Here is a 17,826-nt window from a genome sequence, read left to right as displayed (position 1 = left end):
TCGGCATGGATAACCGGCGGACCCACTCCTGTCAGCAACCATGCCCCTGGGCGGTGACGCCTGGGGGATGATGGTCCCCAACGACGGGGCGACGGGAGTTGCGCGATGGCGTCAGCGAACACGCACGGTGTCACCACACATGCTGTTGACGAGCACGCTCGTGACGAGCACGGCGTCACGGTCAACGGAGCGGTGCGCCCGCTCGGCGGCACCGACCCCAGCACCACCACGCTCGACTGGCTCAGGGCCCAGGGCCTGACTGGCGCCAAGGAGGGTTGCGCCGAGGGGGAGTGCGGCGCCTGCTCGATCATGGTCGCCCGCCCCACCGAGGGGGCCGGCACGCAGTGGACGGCGATCAACGCCTGCCTCGTGCCGGTCGCCGCGCTCGACGGCCAGGAGGTGGTCACCTCCGAGGGACTCGGCGGTCCTGATGCCCTCCACCCGGTGCAGCGCGAGATGGCGGTCCGCGGTGGGTCGCAGTGTGGCTACTGCACTCCGGGCTTCATCTGCAGCATGGCCGCCGAGTACTACCGCGAGGGCCGGTGTGCCGGCGCCGCCGGCTCCCCGGACCCGTCGCAGAACGGTCACGAGCCGGCGACCACCGCCAACGAACCGGGGGTCGCGCCCGACCACGAGCACGGACCCAACGGCTTCGACCTGCATGCCCTGTCGGGCAACCTGTGCCGTTGCACGGGCTACCGCCCGATCCGCGACGCCGCCTACGCCCTGGGTGAGCCGGCCGACGACGACCCGTATGCCGCGCGGCTGGCTGCCGCGCCCCCCGCCGCACGCGCCACCCGGCTCGACGGTCCGACCGGGACCTACGCCCGTCCCGGCGACCTCGCCGAGGCGCTGTCCCTGCTGGCCGAGCACCCCGACGCCGTCCTCGTGGCCGGCTCGACCGACTGGGGGGTCGAGGTCACCATCCGGGGCGTGCGCACGCCGTTCGCGATCGGCATCGACCGCCTGCCGGAGCTGCGCACCCTCTCGGTCGGTGACGACTCGGTGGAGATCGGTGCCGCCCTCAGCCTGAGCGAGGTCGAGCGCGGCCTGGCTGGACGGGTCCCCTTGCTGGACAAGATGTTCCCGCAGTTCGCCTCCCGGCTGATCCGCAACGGCGCGACCATCGGTGGCAACCTCGGCACCGGCTCGCCCATCGGCGACACCCCTCCCGCGCTGCTCGCGCTGGAAGCGGTCGTGGTGCTCGCGTCGGCCGACGGCGAGCGCGAGGTGCCCCTGGCTGACTACTTCACCGGCTACCGCCAGACCGTCAAGCGCGAGGGTGAGCTCATCCGCGCGGTGCGCATCCCGTTGCCGCTCAGCGAGGTCACGGCGTTCCACAAGGTGGCCAAGCGCCGGTTCGACGACATCTCCAGCGTGGCGGTCGGCTTCGCGCTCGACCTGCGTGACGGCGTCGTCACCAAGGCGCGGATCGGGCTGGGTGGCGTCGCTGCCACCCCGATCCGCGCGCTCGCCACGGAGGCGGCGCTCGAGGGTCGGGCGTGGAACGCCGACGTGGTCCGCGAGGCCGCGGCCGTGATGCGCGCCGAAGGCACGCCGATGGACGACCACCGCGCCAGCGCGGCATACCGCACGGCGACGCTCGGCACAGCGCTCCTCAAGCTGCATGCCGAGACCGCGACCCAACAGGAGGTCGGAGCATGAGTGCATTGTCCGAGCGCCCTGCCAATCCCGTTGTGGGGCAAGAGATCCCGCACGAGTCGGCCGCGCTGCACGTGACCGGTGAGGCGCTCTACACCGACGACCTCGCGGTCCGCACCCACGGCATCCTCCACGCCCACCCGGTGCAGGCTCCGCACGCCCATGCCCGCGTCACGAGGCTCGACACGGCGCCTGCCCTGCGGGTCCCCGGCGTCGTGCGGGTCCTCACCGCCGACGACGTGCCGGGAGTCAACGACGCGGGCGTGAAGCACGACGAGCCGCTGTTCCCGTCGGAGGTCATGTTCTTCGGCCATGCCGTGTGCTGGGTTCTCGGCGAGACGCTGGAGGCCGCCCGGCTGGGCTCGCTCGCGGTCGAGGTCGACTACGAGCCGCTGCCGTCGCTGGTCACGGTGCACGAGGCGATCGAGGCCGGGAGCTTCCAGGGCGGCCAGCCGCACATGGAGCGCGGTGACATCGAGGCGGGGTTCGCCGGCGCCGCCCACGTCTACAGCGGCGAGTTCGAGTTCGCGGGGCAGGAGCACTTCTACCTCGAGACGCACTGCTCGATCGCGCTGGTCGACGAGAACGGCCAGGTCTTCGTCCAGAGCTCGACCCAGCACCCGACCGAGACCCAGGACATCGTCGCCCACGTGCTCGGCCTGCCGAGCCACGCCGTCACCGTCCAGTGCCTGCGCATGGGCGGCGGCTTCGGGGGCAAGGAGATGCAACCCCACGGGTACGCCGCGATCGCCGCCCTCGGGGCGACGCTCACCGGCCGTCCGGTGCGACTGCGGCTGACCCGGACCCAGGACATGACCATGTCGGGCAAGCGGCACGGCTTCCACGCCCAGTGGCGGGTCGCCTTCGACGACACCGGTCGGCTGCAGGCCCTCGACGCCACGCTGACCTCCGACGGGGGCTGGAGCCTCGACCTGTCGGAGCCGGTGCTGGCCCGGGCCCTGTGCCACATCGACAACGCCTACTGGATCCCCAACGTCCGGGTGAACGGCCGGATCGCCAAGACCAACAAGACCAGCCAGACGGCGTTCCGTGGGTTCGGCGGGCCGCAGGGCATGCTCGTCATCGAGGACATCCTCGGCCGCTGCGCGCCCCAGCTCGGCATCGACCCGATCGAGCTGAGGTCGCGCAACTTCTACGTCGACGGGCAGTCCACCCCCTACGGCCAGCCGGTCCGGCACCCCGAGCGGGTGGCGACCTGCTGGGAGCAGGTGCTCACGACGGGTGACGTCGCGGCGCGGCGGGCCGAGATCGCGGCATACAACGCCTCGCACGAGCACTCCAAGCGCGCCCTGGCGATGACGCCCGTGAAGTTCGGGATCTCGTTCAACTTCACGTCGTTCAACCAGGCCGGCGCCCTCGTCCACGTCTACAAGGACGGGTCGGTCCTGATCACCCACGGCGGCACCGAGATGGGCCAGGGCCTGCACACCAAGATGCTCCAGGTCGCCGCCACGACGCTCGGGGTGCCGCTGTCGACCGTCCGGCTCGCGCCGACCCGCACCGACAAGGTGCCCAACACCTCGGCCACCGCCGCGAGCTCGGGTGCCGACCTCAACGGTGGGGCGGTCAAGGACGCCTGCGAGCAGATCATCGAACGCCTGCGGGCGGTCGCCGCCGGGCGGCTCGGCGTGCACCCGGCCGACGTGCGGTTCAGCGACGGACACGTGGGCAAGGTCGGTGGCGGCGCCACCGTGCCGTGGGCGGAGCTCGTCAACCAGGCCTACTTCCAACGGATCCAGCTATGGGCCGCCGGTTTCTACCGCACCGAGGGGCTGCACTGGGACTCCTCGGCCATGCACGGCTCGCCGTTCAAGTACTTCTCCTACGGCGTGGCCGCCAGCGAGGTCGAGGTCGACGAGTTCACCGGCGCCTACCGGCTGCGGCGCGTCGACATCGTGCACGACGTGGGCGACTCCCTGTCACCGCTGGTCGACATCGGCCAGGTCGAGGGCGCGTTCGTCCAGGGCGCCGGCTGGCTGACGCTGGAGGACCTGCGCTGGGACGAGTCCGACCGGCCCTCACGGGGGCGGCTGGCCACCCAGGCGGCGAGCACCTACAAGCTGCCGAGCTTCTCCGAGATGCCCGAGGTGTTCAACGTGGCGCTGCTGGAGCGTGCCCACGAGGACGGCGCGGTCTACGGTTCCAAGGCTGTCGGCGAGCCACCCCTGATGCTGGCGTTCTCGGTGCGCGAGGCCCTGCGCGAGGCCGCGGCCGCCTTCGGCCCGGCGGGCACGTCGGTCGACCTCGCCTCTCCGGCGACCCCGGAGGCGGTGTTCTGGGCCGTGCAGGAGGCCAGGGGCGGCGCCGAGCCGCCGCACATGACCGCGATGGTCGAGGGTGCGCCGGGGGTCGTGCCCGACCAGCCCGGAGCCGACGCCGCACCCCTGCGGCCGCGCTCGGAGCAGGCCGCCCAGCCGGCCAGGGCGGGGACCTGACCATGGAGTGGCTGTCTGCCGTCGAGCGGTTGCGGCGTGAGCGCCGACCCGGCGTGCTCGTCACGCTGACCTCGGTGCGAGGACACTCACCGCGTGAGGCCGGGGCCAAGATGGTCGTCGGTGTGGGCGCGACGTGGGGCAGCATCGGTGGCGGCAACCTCGAGGCGACTGCCGTGGCCAGGGCTCGCACGATGCTGGCCGAGGGCGGGCCGGCGCCGGAACAGATCTCGTTGTCCCTCAACGACAAGTCGCCCGCCGAGCACGGCCAGCAGTGCTGTGGCGGTGAGGTGCAGGTGCTCCTCGAGCCGCTCGCGGTGGTGCCGGCGGTCGCGGTCTTCGGGGTCGGCCACGTGGGTCTCGAGCTGGCCCGCATCCTCGCGCGCCACGACCTCGAGCTCCACCTGGTCGACTCTCGCGCCGACCAGCTCGGGCCCGACCGGCTCGGGGTCCTCGACGACTCGACGGCGCGGGTCCACGTCCACCACGCGCCGGTCCCCGAGCTCGTCCTCGGCCAGGTGCCGCAGGGCACGCACGTCCTCGTGATGACGCACGACCACGCCGAGGACGCCGCCCTCTGCGATGCGGCGCTGCGCTGTGAGCACCTCGGGTCGATCGGCCTGATCGGCTCGTCCGCCAAGTGGTCGCGCTTTCGCCAACGCCTTGCTGCCGAAGGACACTCGGACGCCGACCTCGCCCGCATCCAGACGCCCATCGGGTCACCGCAGCTCACCGGCAAGGACCCGGCGACGATCGCGCTCAGCGTGGCTGCCGACCTGGTCCGGGTGTTCGAGTCCGAGACCTCGAAGGTGGCCCGATGACCCTCTTCCGGGCCACCGTGCTCGACACGCCCGACGACCCCTTCGACGGTGGCGTGCTGCGCGCCCAGGACGACTGCGGGCTGCTCGTCGAGGGCGGCGTGATCGTCGCGCGCGGCGACTTCACGACGCTGCGCGCCGAGCACCCCGACGAGGACGTCCTCGACCTCCGCGAGGGCATGGTCCTGCCCGGGCTCGTCGACACCCACGTCCACTTCCCGCAGGTGCGCGTGATCGGCGGGCTGGGGATGCCACTGCTCGACTGGCTCGACCAGTGCGCCCTCCCGGAGGAGATGCGGCTGGCCGACGTCGACATGGCCAGAGGGGTGGCGAGGGACTTCGTCACCGGCCTCGTCGACGCCGGCACCACCACTGCGCTGGTGTTCGGGTCGCACTTCGCCTCGGCGGTCGACGTGATGTTCGAGGCCGCCGACCTCTGGGGTCTGCGGGTCACCACCGGGCTGGTCACCTCAGACCGGATCCTGCCCGAGCCGTTGCTGACCACGCCGGCGCGGGCCTACGAGGAGTCGCGCGACCTGGCCTCGCGCTGGCACGGCAAGGGGCGCCTGCGGTATGCCGTGACGCCGCGCTTCTCGCTGTCGGCCAGTGACGCGATCCTGGAGTCGTGCGCCGCGACGTTCGGTGAGGTCGACGGATCCTGGTTCACCTCCCACGTCAACGAGAACACCGCCGAGGTGAAGGAGGTCGCCGAGCTGTTCGGCGGCGCCTCCTATGTCGACACCTACGACCGGCACGGGCTGGTCACCCCTCGCTCGGTGCTCGCCCACAACGTGCACCCCACCGACCCCGAGCTGGCGACCCTCGCCGCACGCGGCGCCTCGGTCGCGCACTGCCCGACCAGCAACTCGGCGCTCGGCAGCGGCCTCTTTCCCTTGCGGCGCCATGTCGAGGCCGGCGTGCAGGTCGCGATGGGCTCTGACGTCGGCGCCGGCACGGGCTTCTCGATGCTCAAGGAGGGGCTGCAGGCCTACTTCATGCAGCGCCTACTCGGCGACGCGGGGCTGCCCCTGACCTCGGCGCACCTGCTCTGGCTGTGCACCTCGGCCGGTGCCCGGTCGCTCGGGCTCGGTCACGAGGTCGGCGACCTGTCGGTGGGCAAGCAGTTCGACGCGATCTGGCTGCTGCCGGAGGCCGGCGACCCGCTCGCCGTCGGGCTCGGCAACGCCAAGTCGGCCGACGACGCGCTGTCGAAGGTCTTCGCGCTGGGCACGACCTCCGACATCGGCGGGGTCTGGGTCGGCGGTGACCAGATCGCCGCCGGCCGCTGGCGGATGCCCCGCCGCACCTGACGCCCGCCCCAGCCCCATTTCCAGCAACCTTTGCTAGCAAAGGCTGCTGGTTGGCGGACACCGTGCAACCTGTCCACCAACGAGGAACCCTTGCTAGCAAAGGTTCCTCGTGGGGCTCGCCGGGGGGGGCGGAGGGTCAGGCGCGTTCGGCCTTCAGGACCTCGGCGTAGGCCGGGAGGGTCAGGAAGTCGGGGAAGTCGGGGTCGAGCGCGCACTCGACGAACAACCTCCGCGCGGTCTCCAACGCCCCCCGCGCGGTCTCGTCGTCGCCCACGGCCTCGGCCAGGGCGGCATACTCGCTCTCCACCACCTCGTCGACGAGCTCGCGGGTGACGGTCTCGCCGGACGCGAGGGTCGCGCCGGAGTTGAGCCACTGCCAGATCTGGCTGCGCGAGATCTCGGCCGTCGCGGCATCCTCCATGAGGTTGTGGATCGCGACCGCGCCGTTGCCGAGCAGCCACGCCTGGAGGTACTGGATGCCGACGGAGACGTTGCCGCGCAGGCCGTCCAGCGTGCGGTCGCCCGGGGTGGAGGCAGCGTCGAGCAGGTCGGCGGCGGCCACCGACACGTCGTCGCGCTGCTTGCCGAGCTGGTTGGGGGAGTCGCCGAGGACGCCGGTGAAGACCTCCTTGCACAGCTCGACCATGCCGGGGTGGGCCACCCACGACCCGTCGAACCCGGCCCCGACCTCGCGCTCCTTGTCGGCCCGCACCTTGGCGAAGGCCGCCTCGTTGACGGCGGGGTCCTTGCTCGGGATGAACGCCGCCATGCCACCGATCGCGAACGCCCCGCGCCGGTGGCAGGTCTTCACCAGCAGGTCGCTGTAGGCCTTCATCATCGGCGCGTTCATCGTCACGGCGTTGCGGTCTGGGAGGGTGAACGACGGCCCGGAGTCCCTGAAGTACTTGATGATCGAGAACAGGTAGTCCCACCGGCCGGCGTTGAGCCCGGCGGCGTGGTCGCGCAGCTCGTAGAGGATCTCGTCCATCTCGAAGGCCGCCGGGATGGTCTCGATGAGCACCGTCGCGCGGATCGAGCCGTGGGGGATGCCGAGCGACTCCTGGGCGAAGGTGAAGACGTCGTTCCAGAGTCGTGCCTCGAGGTGTGACTCCATCTTGGGCAGGTAGAAGTACGGACCGCTCCCTCGCTCGAGGAGCTCGGCGGCGTTGTGGAAGAAGTAGAGACCGAAGTCGACGAGCGCGCCGACCAGGGGACGCCCGTCGAGGGTGAGGTGCTCCTCGTCGAAGTGCCAGCCACGGGGCCGCGGCACGATGACGGGGATGCCGTCCGGGTCCTTGAGCTCGTAGTGCTTGCCCTGCGGGGTGGTGAGCTCGATGGTGCGGCGGACCGCGTCGTAGAGACTGACCTGCCCGCCGATCACGTTGTCCCAGTGGGGGGTGTTGGCGTCCTCCAGGTCGGCGAGCCACACCTTGGCGCCGGAGTTGAGCGCGTTGATCGCCATCTTGCGCTCGGTCGGACCGGTGATCTCGACCCGTCGATCGGCGAAGTCGGCCGGGGCTGGCGCCACCGTCCAGTCGCCTGCCCGCACCTCGCGGGTCTCGTCGAGGAAGTCGAGCCGGCCCGTCCGGGACACCTCGGCGCGACGGGACCGGCGGGCCTCCAGCAGCTCGTCACGCCGGGTGCCGAACCGCGCCTGCAGCTCCCCGAGGAAGGCCAGCGCGTCGGGGCTCAGGATCTCCGCGCTCCGCTCGACCTCGTGGGGGGCGTCGACGACGACGGCGGACACAGGGTGCACGGTGGGCGTGGTGGGCTCGGACATGCGCATCCTCGGGAGAAGTAGGTGGTGTCGCGTGCCGAGGTGGCGGCTCGCCGACTAGGATTGTTCCATGATACGAAATCTTCTTCTCATTCGGGAAGGACTGGGGAGAGATATATGAGCACCGAACCGACCACCGACGACGCGGTGGCGACCCCCGCCCGTGCGACAAAGCCGGCCGGCGGCGGAGTCCAGTCGCTGGAGCGCGCCTTCGCCATCCTCGAGACCATGGCCGACGCCGGTGGCGTGATCAGCCTCTCGCAGCTCGCCAACGACGCCCAGCTGCCCCTGCCGACGATCCACCGGCTGGTGCGGACGCTGGTCGACCTCGGCTACGTCCGCCAGGAGGCCTCCCGGCAGTACTCCCTCGGCCCGCGCCTCATCAGGCTCGGCGAGACGACCTCGCGAATGGTCAGCCGGTGGGCGCGCCCCCACATGGAGCGCCTGGCCCACGAGCTCGGCGAGTCGGTCAACCTCGCGATGCTCGACGGCGACCAGGTGGTCTACATCGGCCAGGTGATGGCCAGCCGCAACTCGATGCGCATGTTCACCGAGGTCGGGCGACGGGTGCTGCCCCACTCCACCGGTGTGGGCAAGGCGATCATGGCCGGCATGGATCCCGATGCCGTGCAGGCGATTCTCACGCGCACCGGGATGCCGGCCCGCACCGAGCACACCATCACCGACCCCGAGGCGTTCGCGGCCGAGCTGGACCGCACCCGCGCGCGCGGCTACGCGCTCGACGAGGGGGAGCAGGAGGTCGGCGTCCGGTGCGTCGCCGTCGCCATCCCGGGCTCGCCCCAACCGTTGGCTCTGTCGGTGTCTGGTCCGCTGCCCCGCATGACCGACTCGTTCATCGAGGGCGCGACCGGGCCGATGCACGCAGTGGCAGAAGCGATCTCGGCCGAGATGCGGGGCGCGACCGCCGAAGGCTGAGGCCCGGCCACGCCCCCTTGAGGCAGCCCGCCGGCCCCGGTCCGAGACCTCCCGGTGCGCTGGGGATGACGGCGTGCCGGCATCGGGCGAACGGTTGCCTTCTGTGGGGTGAACAGTGGTTCCCGAGCCCGTTTCGGGGGCCGCTGACCGCGCGGTTTCGGCACGCTGGGGTCATGGCCTACGGCTCCGAGCTCGGACCCATCGCCCTCGCCCACCGCGGAGGTGCTGCCCTCGCGCCCGAGAACACCATGGCCGCCTTCGGGATGGCCACCGCACTCGGCATCCGCTACCTCGAGACCGACGTCCGCATCACCGCCGACGGTGAGCTCGCCTGTTTCCACGACGCGACCCTCGGCCGGGTGACGGACGGGCGCGGCCCGGTCGCGCGGCATACCCTCGCGCAGCTGCGGCGGCTGCGCGTCCTGGAGCGCGAACCCATCCCGACGCTGACCGAGGCGCTCGAAGCCTTCCCGGACGCCAGGTTCACGGTCGACCTCAAGGAGCGCTCGGCCATCGGTGCGCTCACGAAGGTGTTGCAGCACAAGGATTTCCGCGAGCGGGTGTGCATTGCTGGTGCGTGGGACGGGTGCCTCGACGTCGTGCGCGCACAGGTGCCGGGCGTGCGGACCGCCCTGGGCTGGCGGGCCCTGGCTGCGGTGGTGACGTGTGCCCGCGCCGGTATGCCGCCCGCTCGTCGGTTCGCGACAGCCGAGTTCCTGCACGTGCCGGACCGGCTGGGGCGGGTCCAGGTGTTCGTCGAACGGCTGGTGACGGGGGCGCACGGGATCGGGGTCAAGGTCGTGGTCTGGACGGTGAACGACCGGCCCTCGATGGTGCGGCTGCTCGACGCCGGGGTGGACGGCATCATCACCGACCGCCCGGACCTGCTGCGCGAGGTGCTCCTGGCGCGGGGCGAGTGGACCGCGATGCCGGTCCCATCCGGCGCGTCCGTCGCCCGGGGGTCGCTGGCCTCCTGAGCGGCAACGCACGAGCGCCCGTCCCAGGTGCGGGACGAGCGCTCGCGGTGCGGAGAGAGGCGTGGCTCAGGTCAGGTGCTGCAGGGCCTTGACCTCGTCGCGCGCGGTCACGATCGCCGCGTGCTGCTGCTGGATCGTCGCGCGGAAGCCGTCGCTGAGGTCGTCCTCCGCGAGCGCCTTCTCGTACTCCGACACCGCGTGGTCCTCGCCGGTGACAGCGGCCCCGAGGACACCAGAGGCGTCGTCTCCGGTCAGCGTGTCCTTGAGCGAGATCCACCCGCGGTGCACCGCCGCGGCGACCGAGCCGCTCTCGTCGACGTCGTCGCCGTAGGCGAAGCCCATGGCCACGATGTCGCGGGCGAAGCCGGCGCGCTGCTCGGAGAGGCGCTCCAAGGTGGCGGCGGCGTCGGGGCTGTTGCTGTCGCGCAGCTTCTCGGCGGCGGAGGCGAAGCCGTTCTGCCCGTCCTTGAGGGTCTCCACGAGGTCCTTGGCGACCTTCTCGTCAGCAGACATGGGTTGGTGCTCCTTCTGTCGGTGGTGGGCGTGCACTGATCGCCTACCCGCGCCACGCCTTCCCAAACCCCACGCCTCTCAAACCCCACGCCTTCTCAAACCCCACGCGCTCCCAAGACCCACGCACTCCCAAGACCCATGGTCGCTTGTGTGCCGGGGCGCCGGGCCGATCAGGTAGCCGATCGTCCGGAACGGCCGCTAGCGTGCGGCGCATGGCCATCGCACGCTTCCCCAGCATCGTCCTCGACTGTCCCGATCCCGCGGCGCTCGCCACCTTCTACGGCGCGATGCTCGACTGGACCGTCGACACCGCCAACGCCGACGAGTCGGACGGCTGGATCGACGTGAAGTCCGACTACGGCCAGTGCCTCTCGTTCCAGGGGGTCGCGGACTACAAGGCGCCCGTCTGGCCCGGCCAGGACGTGCCCCAGCAGATGCACCTCGACGTCGTCGTCGACGACCTCGACGCCGCGGAGGCCGAGGTGACCGCGCTCGGCGCGACCAGGCACGAGCACCAGCCGGGGACGACGTTCCGGGTGATGCTCGACCCGGCCGGTCACCCGTTCTGCCTCTGCACGAGCTGACGCTCCCGGGGGACCTTCGACCCTGACCGGCGCGACGGCGTCCGTCACAGGCTGGCCCCATGTCGGGGCCTGGTGTCGAGCTGTACTGGCTGCCGCTGGGCTCGGGGCAGGGTGGCGGGTGCGTGCGCACCAGCGGGTCCCTCTACGAGACCGTGTCGGCGTGGCGCGACCGCAGGGCCCGGCTGGACCTGTTCCACACCGGCCTGGTCGTGCGAGTCGACGGGTCGGCCCACGCCATCGAGATGACGCCCGTGTGGGCCTCCACCGATCCCGGTCGCGGAGTGGTCGGTGAGGGCCCGGTCGGGGTGCCGGCGCTGGGCCGGTGGCGACTCTTCCGCTACGAGGTCCGGTGTTGGCGGGACGGAAGGATCCCCGACGCGGCAGCTGCGGTGGACAGCCCGCGGCTGGTGAGCGCCGACGAGCTCACGGCCAGGAAGGTCCTCGCGGTGGTGGCAGACTTCCCGAGGGTGACGTGGGGCCGCGACGAGCTGCGGGCGGGCGAGATGTGGAACTCCAACTCGCTGGTCTCGTGGCTGCTGGTCCGCAGCGGCCATGACGTGTCGGGCGCTGCGTTTCGGCCGCCGAGGGGAGGTCGGGCCCCCGGCTGGACCGCTGGGGTCGCGGTGGCGGCCCGACCGCCGGCCGGGCCGCCACCGGGGGTCAGTCCTCCTTGCCGGCGCCCATGCCCTCCTTGATGAGGTTCATGACCGAGGAGTCGGCCAGCGTCGTGACGTCACCGACCTCGCGGTTCTCGGCGACGTCACGCAGCAGGCGGCGCATGATCTTGCCGGAGCGGGTCTTGGGGAGCTCGGAGACGACCATGATCGAGCGCGGCTTGGCGATGGGGCCGATCTCCTTGGCCACGTGGTTGCGCAGCTCCTGCACCGTGTCGTCGCCGTGGTCCTCGTGGCCGCCACGCAGGATGACGAACGCCACCACTGCCTGTCCGGTGGTCTCGTCGGTCGCTCCGACGACGGCCGCCTCGGCCACCGACGGGTGCGACACGAGGGCCGACTCGATCTCGGCGGTGGACAGCCGGTGCCCCGACACGTTCATGACGTCGTCGACCCGGCCGAGCAGCCAGATGTTGCCCTTCGCGTCGTACTTCGCCCCGTCGCCGGCGAAGTAGTACTTCTCCCCGAACCGGCTCCAGTAGGTCTCGCGGTAGCGGTCCGGGTCTCCCCAGATGCCGCGCAGCATGCCCGGCCACGGCTTGGTCAGCACGAGGTAGCCGACGGCTTCGGCCTCGTGCAGGGGGTTGCCCTCGTCGTCGAGGATCTCGGCGCTGATGCCGGGGATCGGCTTCTGTGCCGACCCGGGCTCGAGGTCGGTGACGCCGGGCAGCGGGCTGATCATGATGCCGCCGGTCTCGGTCTGCCACCACGTGTCGACGATCGGGGCGTGACCGCCGCCGATGTTCTTGCGGTACCAGAGCCAGGCCTCGGGGTTGATCGGCTCGCCGACCGAGCCGAGCAGCCGCAGCGAGGACAGGTCGAACTTGGCGGGGATGTCGTCACCCCACTTCATGAACGTGCGGATCGCGGTCGGTGCCGTGTAGAGGATGGACACCTTGTACTTCTCGACGATCTCCCACCAGCGGCCCTGGTGCGGGGTGTCGGGGGTGCCCTCGTAGATCACCTGGGTGGCGCCGTTCGCGAGCGGCCCGTAGACGATGTAGGAGTGGCCGGTCACCCAGCCGATGTCGGCGGTGCACCAGTAGACGTCCGTCTCGGGGTGCACGTCGTGCACCACCGAGTTCGTGTATGCCGCCTGCGTCAGGTAGCCGCCCGTCGTGTGGAAGATGCCCTTCGGCTTCCCGGTCGTGCCCGAGGTGTAGAGGATGAAGAGCGGGTGCTCGCTGTCGTGGGCGACAGCCTCGTGCTGGTCGCTGGCGGAGTCGACGACGTCGTGCCACCAGACGTCGCGCCCGTCGTGCCACTCGACCGCGTCCTTGGTGCGCTGGACGACGAGGACCTTCTCCACGCTGCTGTCGCCCTCGACGGCCGCGTCCACCGCGGGCTTGAGCGGAGCGGACTTACCGCGCCGGAACTGTCCGTCGGCGGTGATGACGAGTCTGGCCTCGGCGTCGGCGATGCGGGTGCGCAGCGCGTCGGCCGAGAACCCACCGAAGACGACGGAGTGGGGGGCGCCGATGCGTGCACAGGCCAACATCGCGGCCACGGCCTCGGGGATCATCGGGAGGTAGATGGCGACCCGGTCGCCCTTGCGGACGCCCAGGGACTCCAGGGCGTTGGCGGCCTTCGCGACGTCACGCTGCAGATCGGCATACGTGATCGTGCGGGTGTCGCCTCCCTCGCCCTCGAAGTGGATGGCGACGCGGTCGCCGTGGCCGGCCTCGACGTGGCGGTCGACGCAGTTGTAGGCCACGTTGACCTCACCGCCGACGAACCACTTCGCGAACGGCGCCCCGCTCCAGTCGAGCGTCTGCTCGAAGTCCTTGGCCCAGCTCAGCCGTTGGCGCGCCTGGTCGGCCCAGAACCCTTCGAAGTCCGCGGCGGCTGCGTCGTAGAGGTCGGCCTTGCCGTTGGCCTGGGCGGCGGACTCGGGGGTGGGTGCGAGGTCCAGACCCTCGGTGTGGCTCGTCGTCGTGGGCTCGGACACGGTGGTTCCTCCTGGCGGCATCGGCAGGCGACTCTCGCAGGTGCGTTCGAGGTCGCGGTGACGACCCCAGCCAACCTTCATCCGGCCCGCGCATCAAGGGGAGCGGTAGCGATGATCGGTCGACGGACGCTGCGAGCGGCCAACGGCTAGCCTTGGGCGCCGTGAGCACCCCCGCCAGCCCTCCCACCAGCACCCCGACGAACAGCCCCCCGAGCACTCCCACGAGCGCCGCCTCCAGGGCCGGCTCCGGCACCCCGTCGCCCCCCCGGCTGGAGCAGGGACGGGCGCTGGCCCGGAAGGTCTGGCCGGAGGTGGCGCTGTTGCTCGCGGCCCTCCTCTGGTGGCCGGTCGGGTTCGCCGGGGTGACGTCGTGGCTGCACCTGCCGCTCAGCGTCTTCGACGGCGACGTGCTGTTCCTCGGTGCGACCGCTGCGGCAGCCTCGGTCTCCCTGCTCGTCCGCTCGCCCTGGCCCCGGTTCGCGATCGTGGTGGTGTTCAGCGGTCTCGGCTGGCTGCTCGATGCCCCTGCCGCTGACGAGTACCCGTACGAGCGGGCCGTGCTGGCGGGGCTGCTCGCGGCGGCGGCGTTCATCGGCATCGCGCTCGGCGCGCGTGGCTCCAAGGGTCCCGTGGCCGGGGCCACGGTCGTGGTCGTGGTCGCCGGTCTCTCACCGGCGTCCTGGCCGACGCAGGCGGCCGTCGCCGTGGCGCTCGCGCTGCCGTTCGCGGTGGCCACCTGGCAGCGCGTCGCCCCCACCATCCTCTCGGTGGTCCGGCTGGCCCTGACCTGGTTGCTGTTCGCCCTGCTCGCCCGTGCCCTGGAGTACGGCTGGGACGTGCTCCGCCCGGGGACGGGCGGCGGCCTCACGGTGGGGGAGCAGGCCCGTCGGGTCGCCGAGCCGGCGTGGGACTTCGCACGCACCCAGTGGTGGACCTACTCCCAGACGCAGCTGCGCGAGCTCGTGCCCTGGCTCTGGGTCACCGCGGTGGTGGCCGGCGTGCTGGTCGCCGGCCGGGTCGCGACGGCGCGCGTCGCGGCGGCGCGCAAGCGACGGGTGTCGGAGCTCGACGCCGCCCGGGCCGGCCGCCGCGGCTGAACGGTCGGGGCGCCCTGCGCGGGGCGGCCTCCCGGGCCGGCCGCCGCGGCTGAACGGTCGGGGCGCCCTGCGCGGGGCCCGACCGTTCACCCGGCGCCGCTCACCAGTGGTGGGCCACGTCGATGACGAGCCGGCTGGTGGTCCGGTCCTGGATCGTGAAGACCCGGAAGGGCAGTCGCGCCCGGACGCCCAGGCCCATGCTCGTGTAGCCCTCGAAGCTGCTGTCCCACCTGACCTGCCGGAAGGTGCGGTAGCCCGTGACGTCGACGACCTCCACGGGGTTCCGTGGTGTGTAGGTCGGCGCGCCCGTGGCGGGGTCGTAGGCGGGCGCGTCGACCGTGACGGCCAGCTTGGCGCCGCCACGCAGCGCTATCGGCCGACCCGACGCCTGGCTGGTGAACGTCTTGACGTACCTGACGGTGAAGCCGGGTGACCTCCCCTTGAGATCGATGACCAGGCGGTCGAAGCAGGCGTGGCGTCCCGAGCGGACGCCCGTCACGGTGCCTGTCGGGGACAGTGCCCTCGTCTTGGCGAGCGAACCCCAGGTGATGCCGCAGTAGGGAGCGGCCTGCGCGGACGTGGTGGCCGTGGTGGCCGGGACGGCTCCCACGAGTACCGCGACGAGGAGCGATCGGGTGATCGCGGTGCGGGTGATGTTCATGGCGTCCTCCTTCCGGACACCCCACTGACGTGCACCGCGACGCCCGGGTTGACGACGGCGCCCACGCTGACCGTGTCGTCCACAAAGGTCGGATCTCGCCGGAAGGTCTGCGGCACACCGAATTGTCCTTGGCGGCGGCCCGGGACGGCACGATGCCGCGCCCCCCTGCAGGGGACGCGGCACCGTGGGTCTGTTCGCCCCTGCCGGTGGATGGGCCCGGTGGCCGGAGAGGGTGGACCCGGTTGGGTGGGCCCGGTGGTCCGACTGGGTGGGCCCGGTGGCCGCTAGTGTGCGACCGCCTTCTCCGCCCCGTGACCAGTCAGCGAGCGCACCTCCATCTCGGCGTACTTGGCGGCGTTGAACTCCTTGCTCGTCACCGTGCCCAGCCAGCCGAGGACGAAGGCCAGCGGGATCGAGATGATGCCCGGGTTGTCCAGCGGGAACCAGTGGAAGTCGGTGCCCTGCAACATCGACAGCGACTTGCCGGTGACCGGGTCGACCGGCTTGCCGGACACGACCGGGCTGAACACGATCAACGTCAGGGCCGTGATGAGACCGCCGTAGATGGACCACAGCGCACCGCGGGTGTTGAACCGCTTCCAGAACAGCGAGTAGAGGATCGTCGGGAGGTTCGCCGACGCCGCGATGGCGAAGGCGAGGGCGACGAGGAACGCGATGTTCTGCCCGTTGGCGAGGATCCCACCGAGGATGGCGAAGATGCCGATGACGACCGCGGTGATGCGGGCGACCCGGACCTCGTCCTCCGCCGAAGCGGTGCCCTCCTTGATGACCGAGTTGTAGATGTCGTGCGACAGGCTGGCGCTCGCCGTGATGGTCAGGCCGGCCACGACCGCGAGGATCGTCGCGAACGCCACTGCCGAGATGACACCGAGCAACAGCTCACCGCCGAGCTCGTAGGCGAGCAGGGGCGCCGCGGAGTTGGCCTTGCCCGGCGCCGCTGCGATGACCTTCGGCCCGACGAGGGCGGCGGCGCCGTACCCGAGGACGAGGGTGAAGAGGTAGAAGATGCCGATCAGCCAGATGGCCCACTCGACCGACTTCCGGGCCTCCCTCGACGAGGGCACCGTGTAGAACCGCATCAGCACGTGCGGCAGGCCGGCGGTCCCGAGCACCAGGGCCAGTGACAGCGAGATGAAGTCGATCTTCGTGGTGCCGGTCTTGCCGTACTGCAGACCGGGGTCGAGCACCTTCTTGCCACCCGAGGCCTGGACGGCGTCACCGAGCAGCGAGCTGAGGTTGAGCCCGAACTTGCCGAGCACCCAGAGGAACATCACCCCGGCTCCGAGGATCAGCAGGACGGCCTTGATGATCTGCACCCAGGTGGTGCCCTTCATGCCACCGATGAGCACGTAGGCGATCATGATGACGCCGACGACGGCGATGACCACCGACTGGCCCGCCTTGTCGTCGATCCCCAGCAGCAGGGCCACGAGGCCACCGGCCCCGGACATCTGCGCGAGGAGGTAGAAGAAGCAGACCGCCAGGGTCGAGATGGCGGCGGCCATGCGGACCGGCCGTTGCTTCAGCCGGAACGACAGGACGTCGGCCATCGTGTACTTGCCTGCGTTGCGCAGCAGCTCGGCGACGAGGAGCAGGGCCACCAGCCACGCGACGAGGAACCCGATCGAGTAGAGGAAGCCGTCGTAGCCGTTGAGGGCGATGGCGCCGGCGATGCCGAGGAAGCTGGCGGCCGAGAGGTAGTCACCCGCGATGGCGATGCCGTTCTGGCGACCGGTGAAGGCCCGGCCACCGGCGTAGAAGTCGGCTGCGCTGCGGTTGTTCCTGGAGGCGCGGATGACGATCGCGAGGGTGATGAGGACGAAGACGCCGAAGATGCTGATGTTGAGCGCCGGGCTGCCGACCTCGGTCGCAGCGGGGGCGATCGTGGGCAGGCTCATCGGTGGTCCTCCCCGATCGTCGTGGCGAGTGCGGCTGCGCGGGGGTCGAACTCACGGTCGGCCCACCGGACGTAGATGATCGTGATGACGAAGGTCGACACGAACTGGCCGAGCCCGAGCAGCAGGCCGACGTTGATGTTCCCGAACACCTTGGTGCTCATGAAGTCCGAGGCGTAGACGGACAGCAGCACGTACAGGAAGTACCAGGCCAGGAAGAGCCCGGTCATCGGGAAGACGAAGCGGCGGAACCTGGACCTGAGATCCGCGAAGTCCGCGGAGTCTTGGAGTGCGACGTACGGGTCGTGCTCCGTGCGAGCGTCGTTGCTCACGGGACACCTCCAGTGGTGGCGCGGGCTTGTCCCGCGGTCGCCGCCACTGTGCTCCTGCAGCCCCCTGAGCAGCAGGTATGCCGCGTGGTCACGCGCCGTGCGGAAGGGTGCGGTCGCCGGGTGGACCGGCCCGTTGCGCCGAACGGTCGTCCTGGCGCGCCCAGCGGC

The 17,826-nt window shown here is 71.2% G+C and carries 15 protein-coding genes; 9 read left to right on the top strand and 6 right to left on the bottom strand.

What is annotated here, in order from left to right:
* Nucleotides 1–105: 105 nt before the first annotated feature.
* From ABD262_RS11140 to ABD262_RS11125, 4 genes are read left to right on the top strand one after another with little or no spacing between them, the layout of a single operon-like run.
* A complete protein-coding gene (locus tag ABD262_RS11140; protein ID WP_344135676.1) occupies nucleotides 106–1,665 on the top strand; it encodes a xanthine dehydrogenase small subunit in 1,560 nt (519 codons plus the stop codon).
* Entirely contained in the window at nucleotides 1,662–4,118 is a 2,457-nt protein-coding gene (gene xdhB / locus ABD262_RS11135; RefSeq protein ID WP_344135673.1) for a xanthine dehydrogenase molybdopterin binding subunit, read from the top strand. Before ABD262_RS11140 ends, xdhB begins: the two co-directional genes overlap by 4 nt.
* 2 nt (nucleotides 4,119–4,120) lie before the next feature.
* A complete protein-coding gene (gene xdhC / locus ABD262_RS11130) occupies nucleotides 4,121–4,936 on the top strand; it encodes a xanthine dehydrogenase accessory protein XdhC (protein ID WP_344135670.1) in 816 nt (271 codons plus the stop codon).
* Nucleotides 4,933–6,243 (top strand): guanine deaminase, encoded by a 1,311-nt coding sequence (locus tag ABD262_RS11125; protein WP_344135667.1) that lies wholly within the window; start codon nucleotides 4,933–4,935, stop codon nucleotides 6,241–6,243. Before xdhC ends, ABD262_RS11125 begins: the two co-directional genes overlap by 4 nt.
* A gap of 136 nt (nucleotides 6,244–6,379) precedes the next feature.
* Here ABD262_RS11125 and aceB read toward each other — a convergent pair whose 3' ends face one another.
* Complete coding sequence (aceB, locus tag ABD262_RS11120; RefSeq protein WP_344135664.1) at nucleotides 6,380–8,023, bottom strand: malate synthase A; 1,644 nt, start codon at nucleotides 8,021–8,023, stop codon at nucleotides 6,380–6,382.
* Between the two features lie 114 nt (nucleotides 8,024–8,137).
* Between aceB and ABD262_RS11115 the strand changes: the two genes are divergently transcribed.
* Nucleotides 8,138–8,956 carry an IclR family transcriptional regulator gene (locus ABD262_RS11115; protein ID WP_344135661.1) on the top strand — a complete coding sequence of 273 codons (819 nt, stop codon included), beginning with the start codon at nucleotides 8,138–8,140 and terminating at the stop codon, nucleotides 8,954–8,956.
* Between the two features lie 173 nt (nucleotides 8,957–9,129).
* Nucleotides 9,130–9,933, top strand: a complete 804-nt coding sequence (locus ABD262_RS11110) for a glycerophosphodiester phosphodiesterase family protein (RefSeq protein WP_344135658.1) — start codon at nucleotides 9,130–9,132, stop codon at nucleotides 9,931–9,933.
* Nucleotides 9,934–9,999: 66 nt separating this feature from the next.
* On the opposite strand, the gene ABD262_RS11105 is transcribed toward ABD262_RS11110, so the two are convergent.
* On the bottom strand, nucleotides 10,000–10,446 hold the full coding sequence (locus tag ABD262_RS11105; RefSeq protein ID WP_344135655.1) for a ferritin-like domain-containing protein: 447 nt from the start codon (nucleotides 10,444–10,446) through the stop codon (nucleotides 10,000–10,002).
* A gap of 212 nt (nucleotides 10,447–10,658) precedes the next feature.
* Here ABD262_RS11105 and ABD262_RS11100 point away from each other — a divergent pair, with 212 nt between their 5' ends.
* Both ABD262_RS11100 and ABD262_RS11095 read left to right on the top strand, forming a co-directional pair.
* Nucleotides 10,659–11,030, top strand: a complete 372-nt coding sequence (locus ABD262_RS11100; protein WP_344135652.1) for a VOC family protein — start codon at nucleotides 10,659–10,661, stop codon at nucleotides 11,028–11,030.
* A gap of 59 nt (nucleotides 11,031–11,089) precedes the next feature.
* A complete protein-coding gene (locus tag ABD262_RS11095; protein ID WP_344135649.1) occupies nucleotides 11,090–11,725 on the top strand; it encodes a hypothetical protein in 636 nt (211 codons plus the stop codon).
* On the opposite strand, the gene acs is transcribed toward ABD262_RS11095, so the two are convergent.
* A complete protein-coding gene (acs, locus tag ABD262_RS11090) occupies nucleotides 11,691–13,673 on the bottom strand; it encodes an acetate--CoA ligase (protein ID WP_425564851.1) in 1,983 nt (660 codons plus the stop codon). The genes ABD262_RS11095 and acs overlap by 35 nt on opposite strands.
* A gap of 140 nt (nucleotides 13,674–13,813) precedes the next feature.
* On the opposite strand from acs, the gene ABD262_RS11085 reads away from it, so the two are divergent.
* Nucleotides 13,814–14,749, top strand: a complete 936-nt coding sequence (locus ABD262_RS11085) for a hypothetical protein (protein ID WP_344135643.1) — start codon at nucleotides 13,814–13,816, stop codon at nucleotides 14,747–14,749.
* A gap of 100 nt (nucleotides 14,750–14,849) precedes the next feature.
* Here ABD262_RS11085 and ABD262_RS11080 read toward each other — a convergent pair whose 3' ends face one another.
* The 3 genes from ABD262_RS11080 to ABD262_RS11070 all read right to left on the bottom strand — a co-directional run bounded on the left by ABD262_RS11080 (nucleotide 14,850) and on the right by ABD262_RS11070 (nucleotide 17,658).
* A complete protein-coding gene (locus ABD262_RS11080; protein ID WP_344135640.1) occupies nucleotides 14,850–15,410 on the bottom strand; it encodes an AMIN-like domain-containing (lipo)protein in 561 nt (186 codons plus the stop codon).
* Nucleotides 15,411–15,694: 284 nt separating this feature from the next.
* Complete coding sequence (locus ABD262_RS11075) at nucleotides 15,695–17,329, bottom strand: solute symporter family protein (RefSeq protein ID WP_344135637.1); 1,635 nt, start codon at nucleotides 17,327–17,329, stop codon at nucleotides 15,695–15,697.
* On the bottom strand, nucleotides 17,326–17,658 hold the full coding sequence (locus tag ABD262_RS11070; protein ID WP_344135635.1) for a DUF485 domain-containing protein: 333 nt from the start codon (nucleotides 17,656–17,658) through the stop codon (nucleotides 17,326–17,328). Before ABD262_RS11070 ends, ABD262_RS11075 begins: the two co-directional genes overlap by 4 nt.
* Between the last annotated feature and the right edge of the window lie 168 nt (nucleotides 17,659–17,826).

Origin of the sequence: Pedococcus bigeumensis (assembly GCF_039531795.1) — a bacterium.
Taxonomy (GTDB): domain Bacteria; phylum Actinomycetota; class Actinomycetes; order Actinomycetales; family Dermatophilaceae; genus Pedococcus; species Pedococcus bigeumensis.
This window is presented reverse-complemented; position numbering and strand designations above follow the sequence as displayed.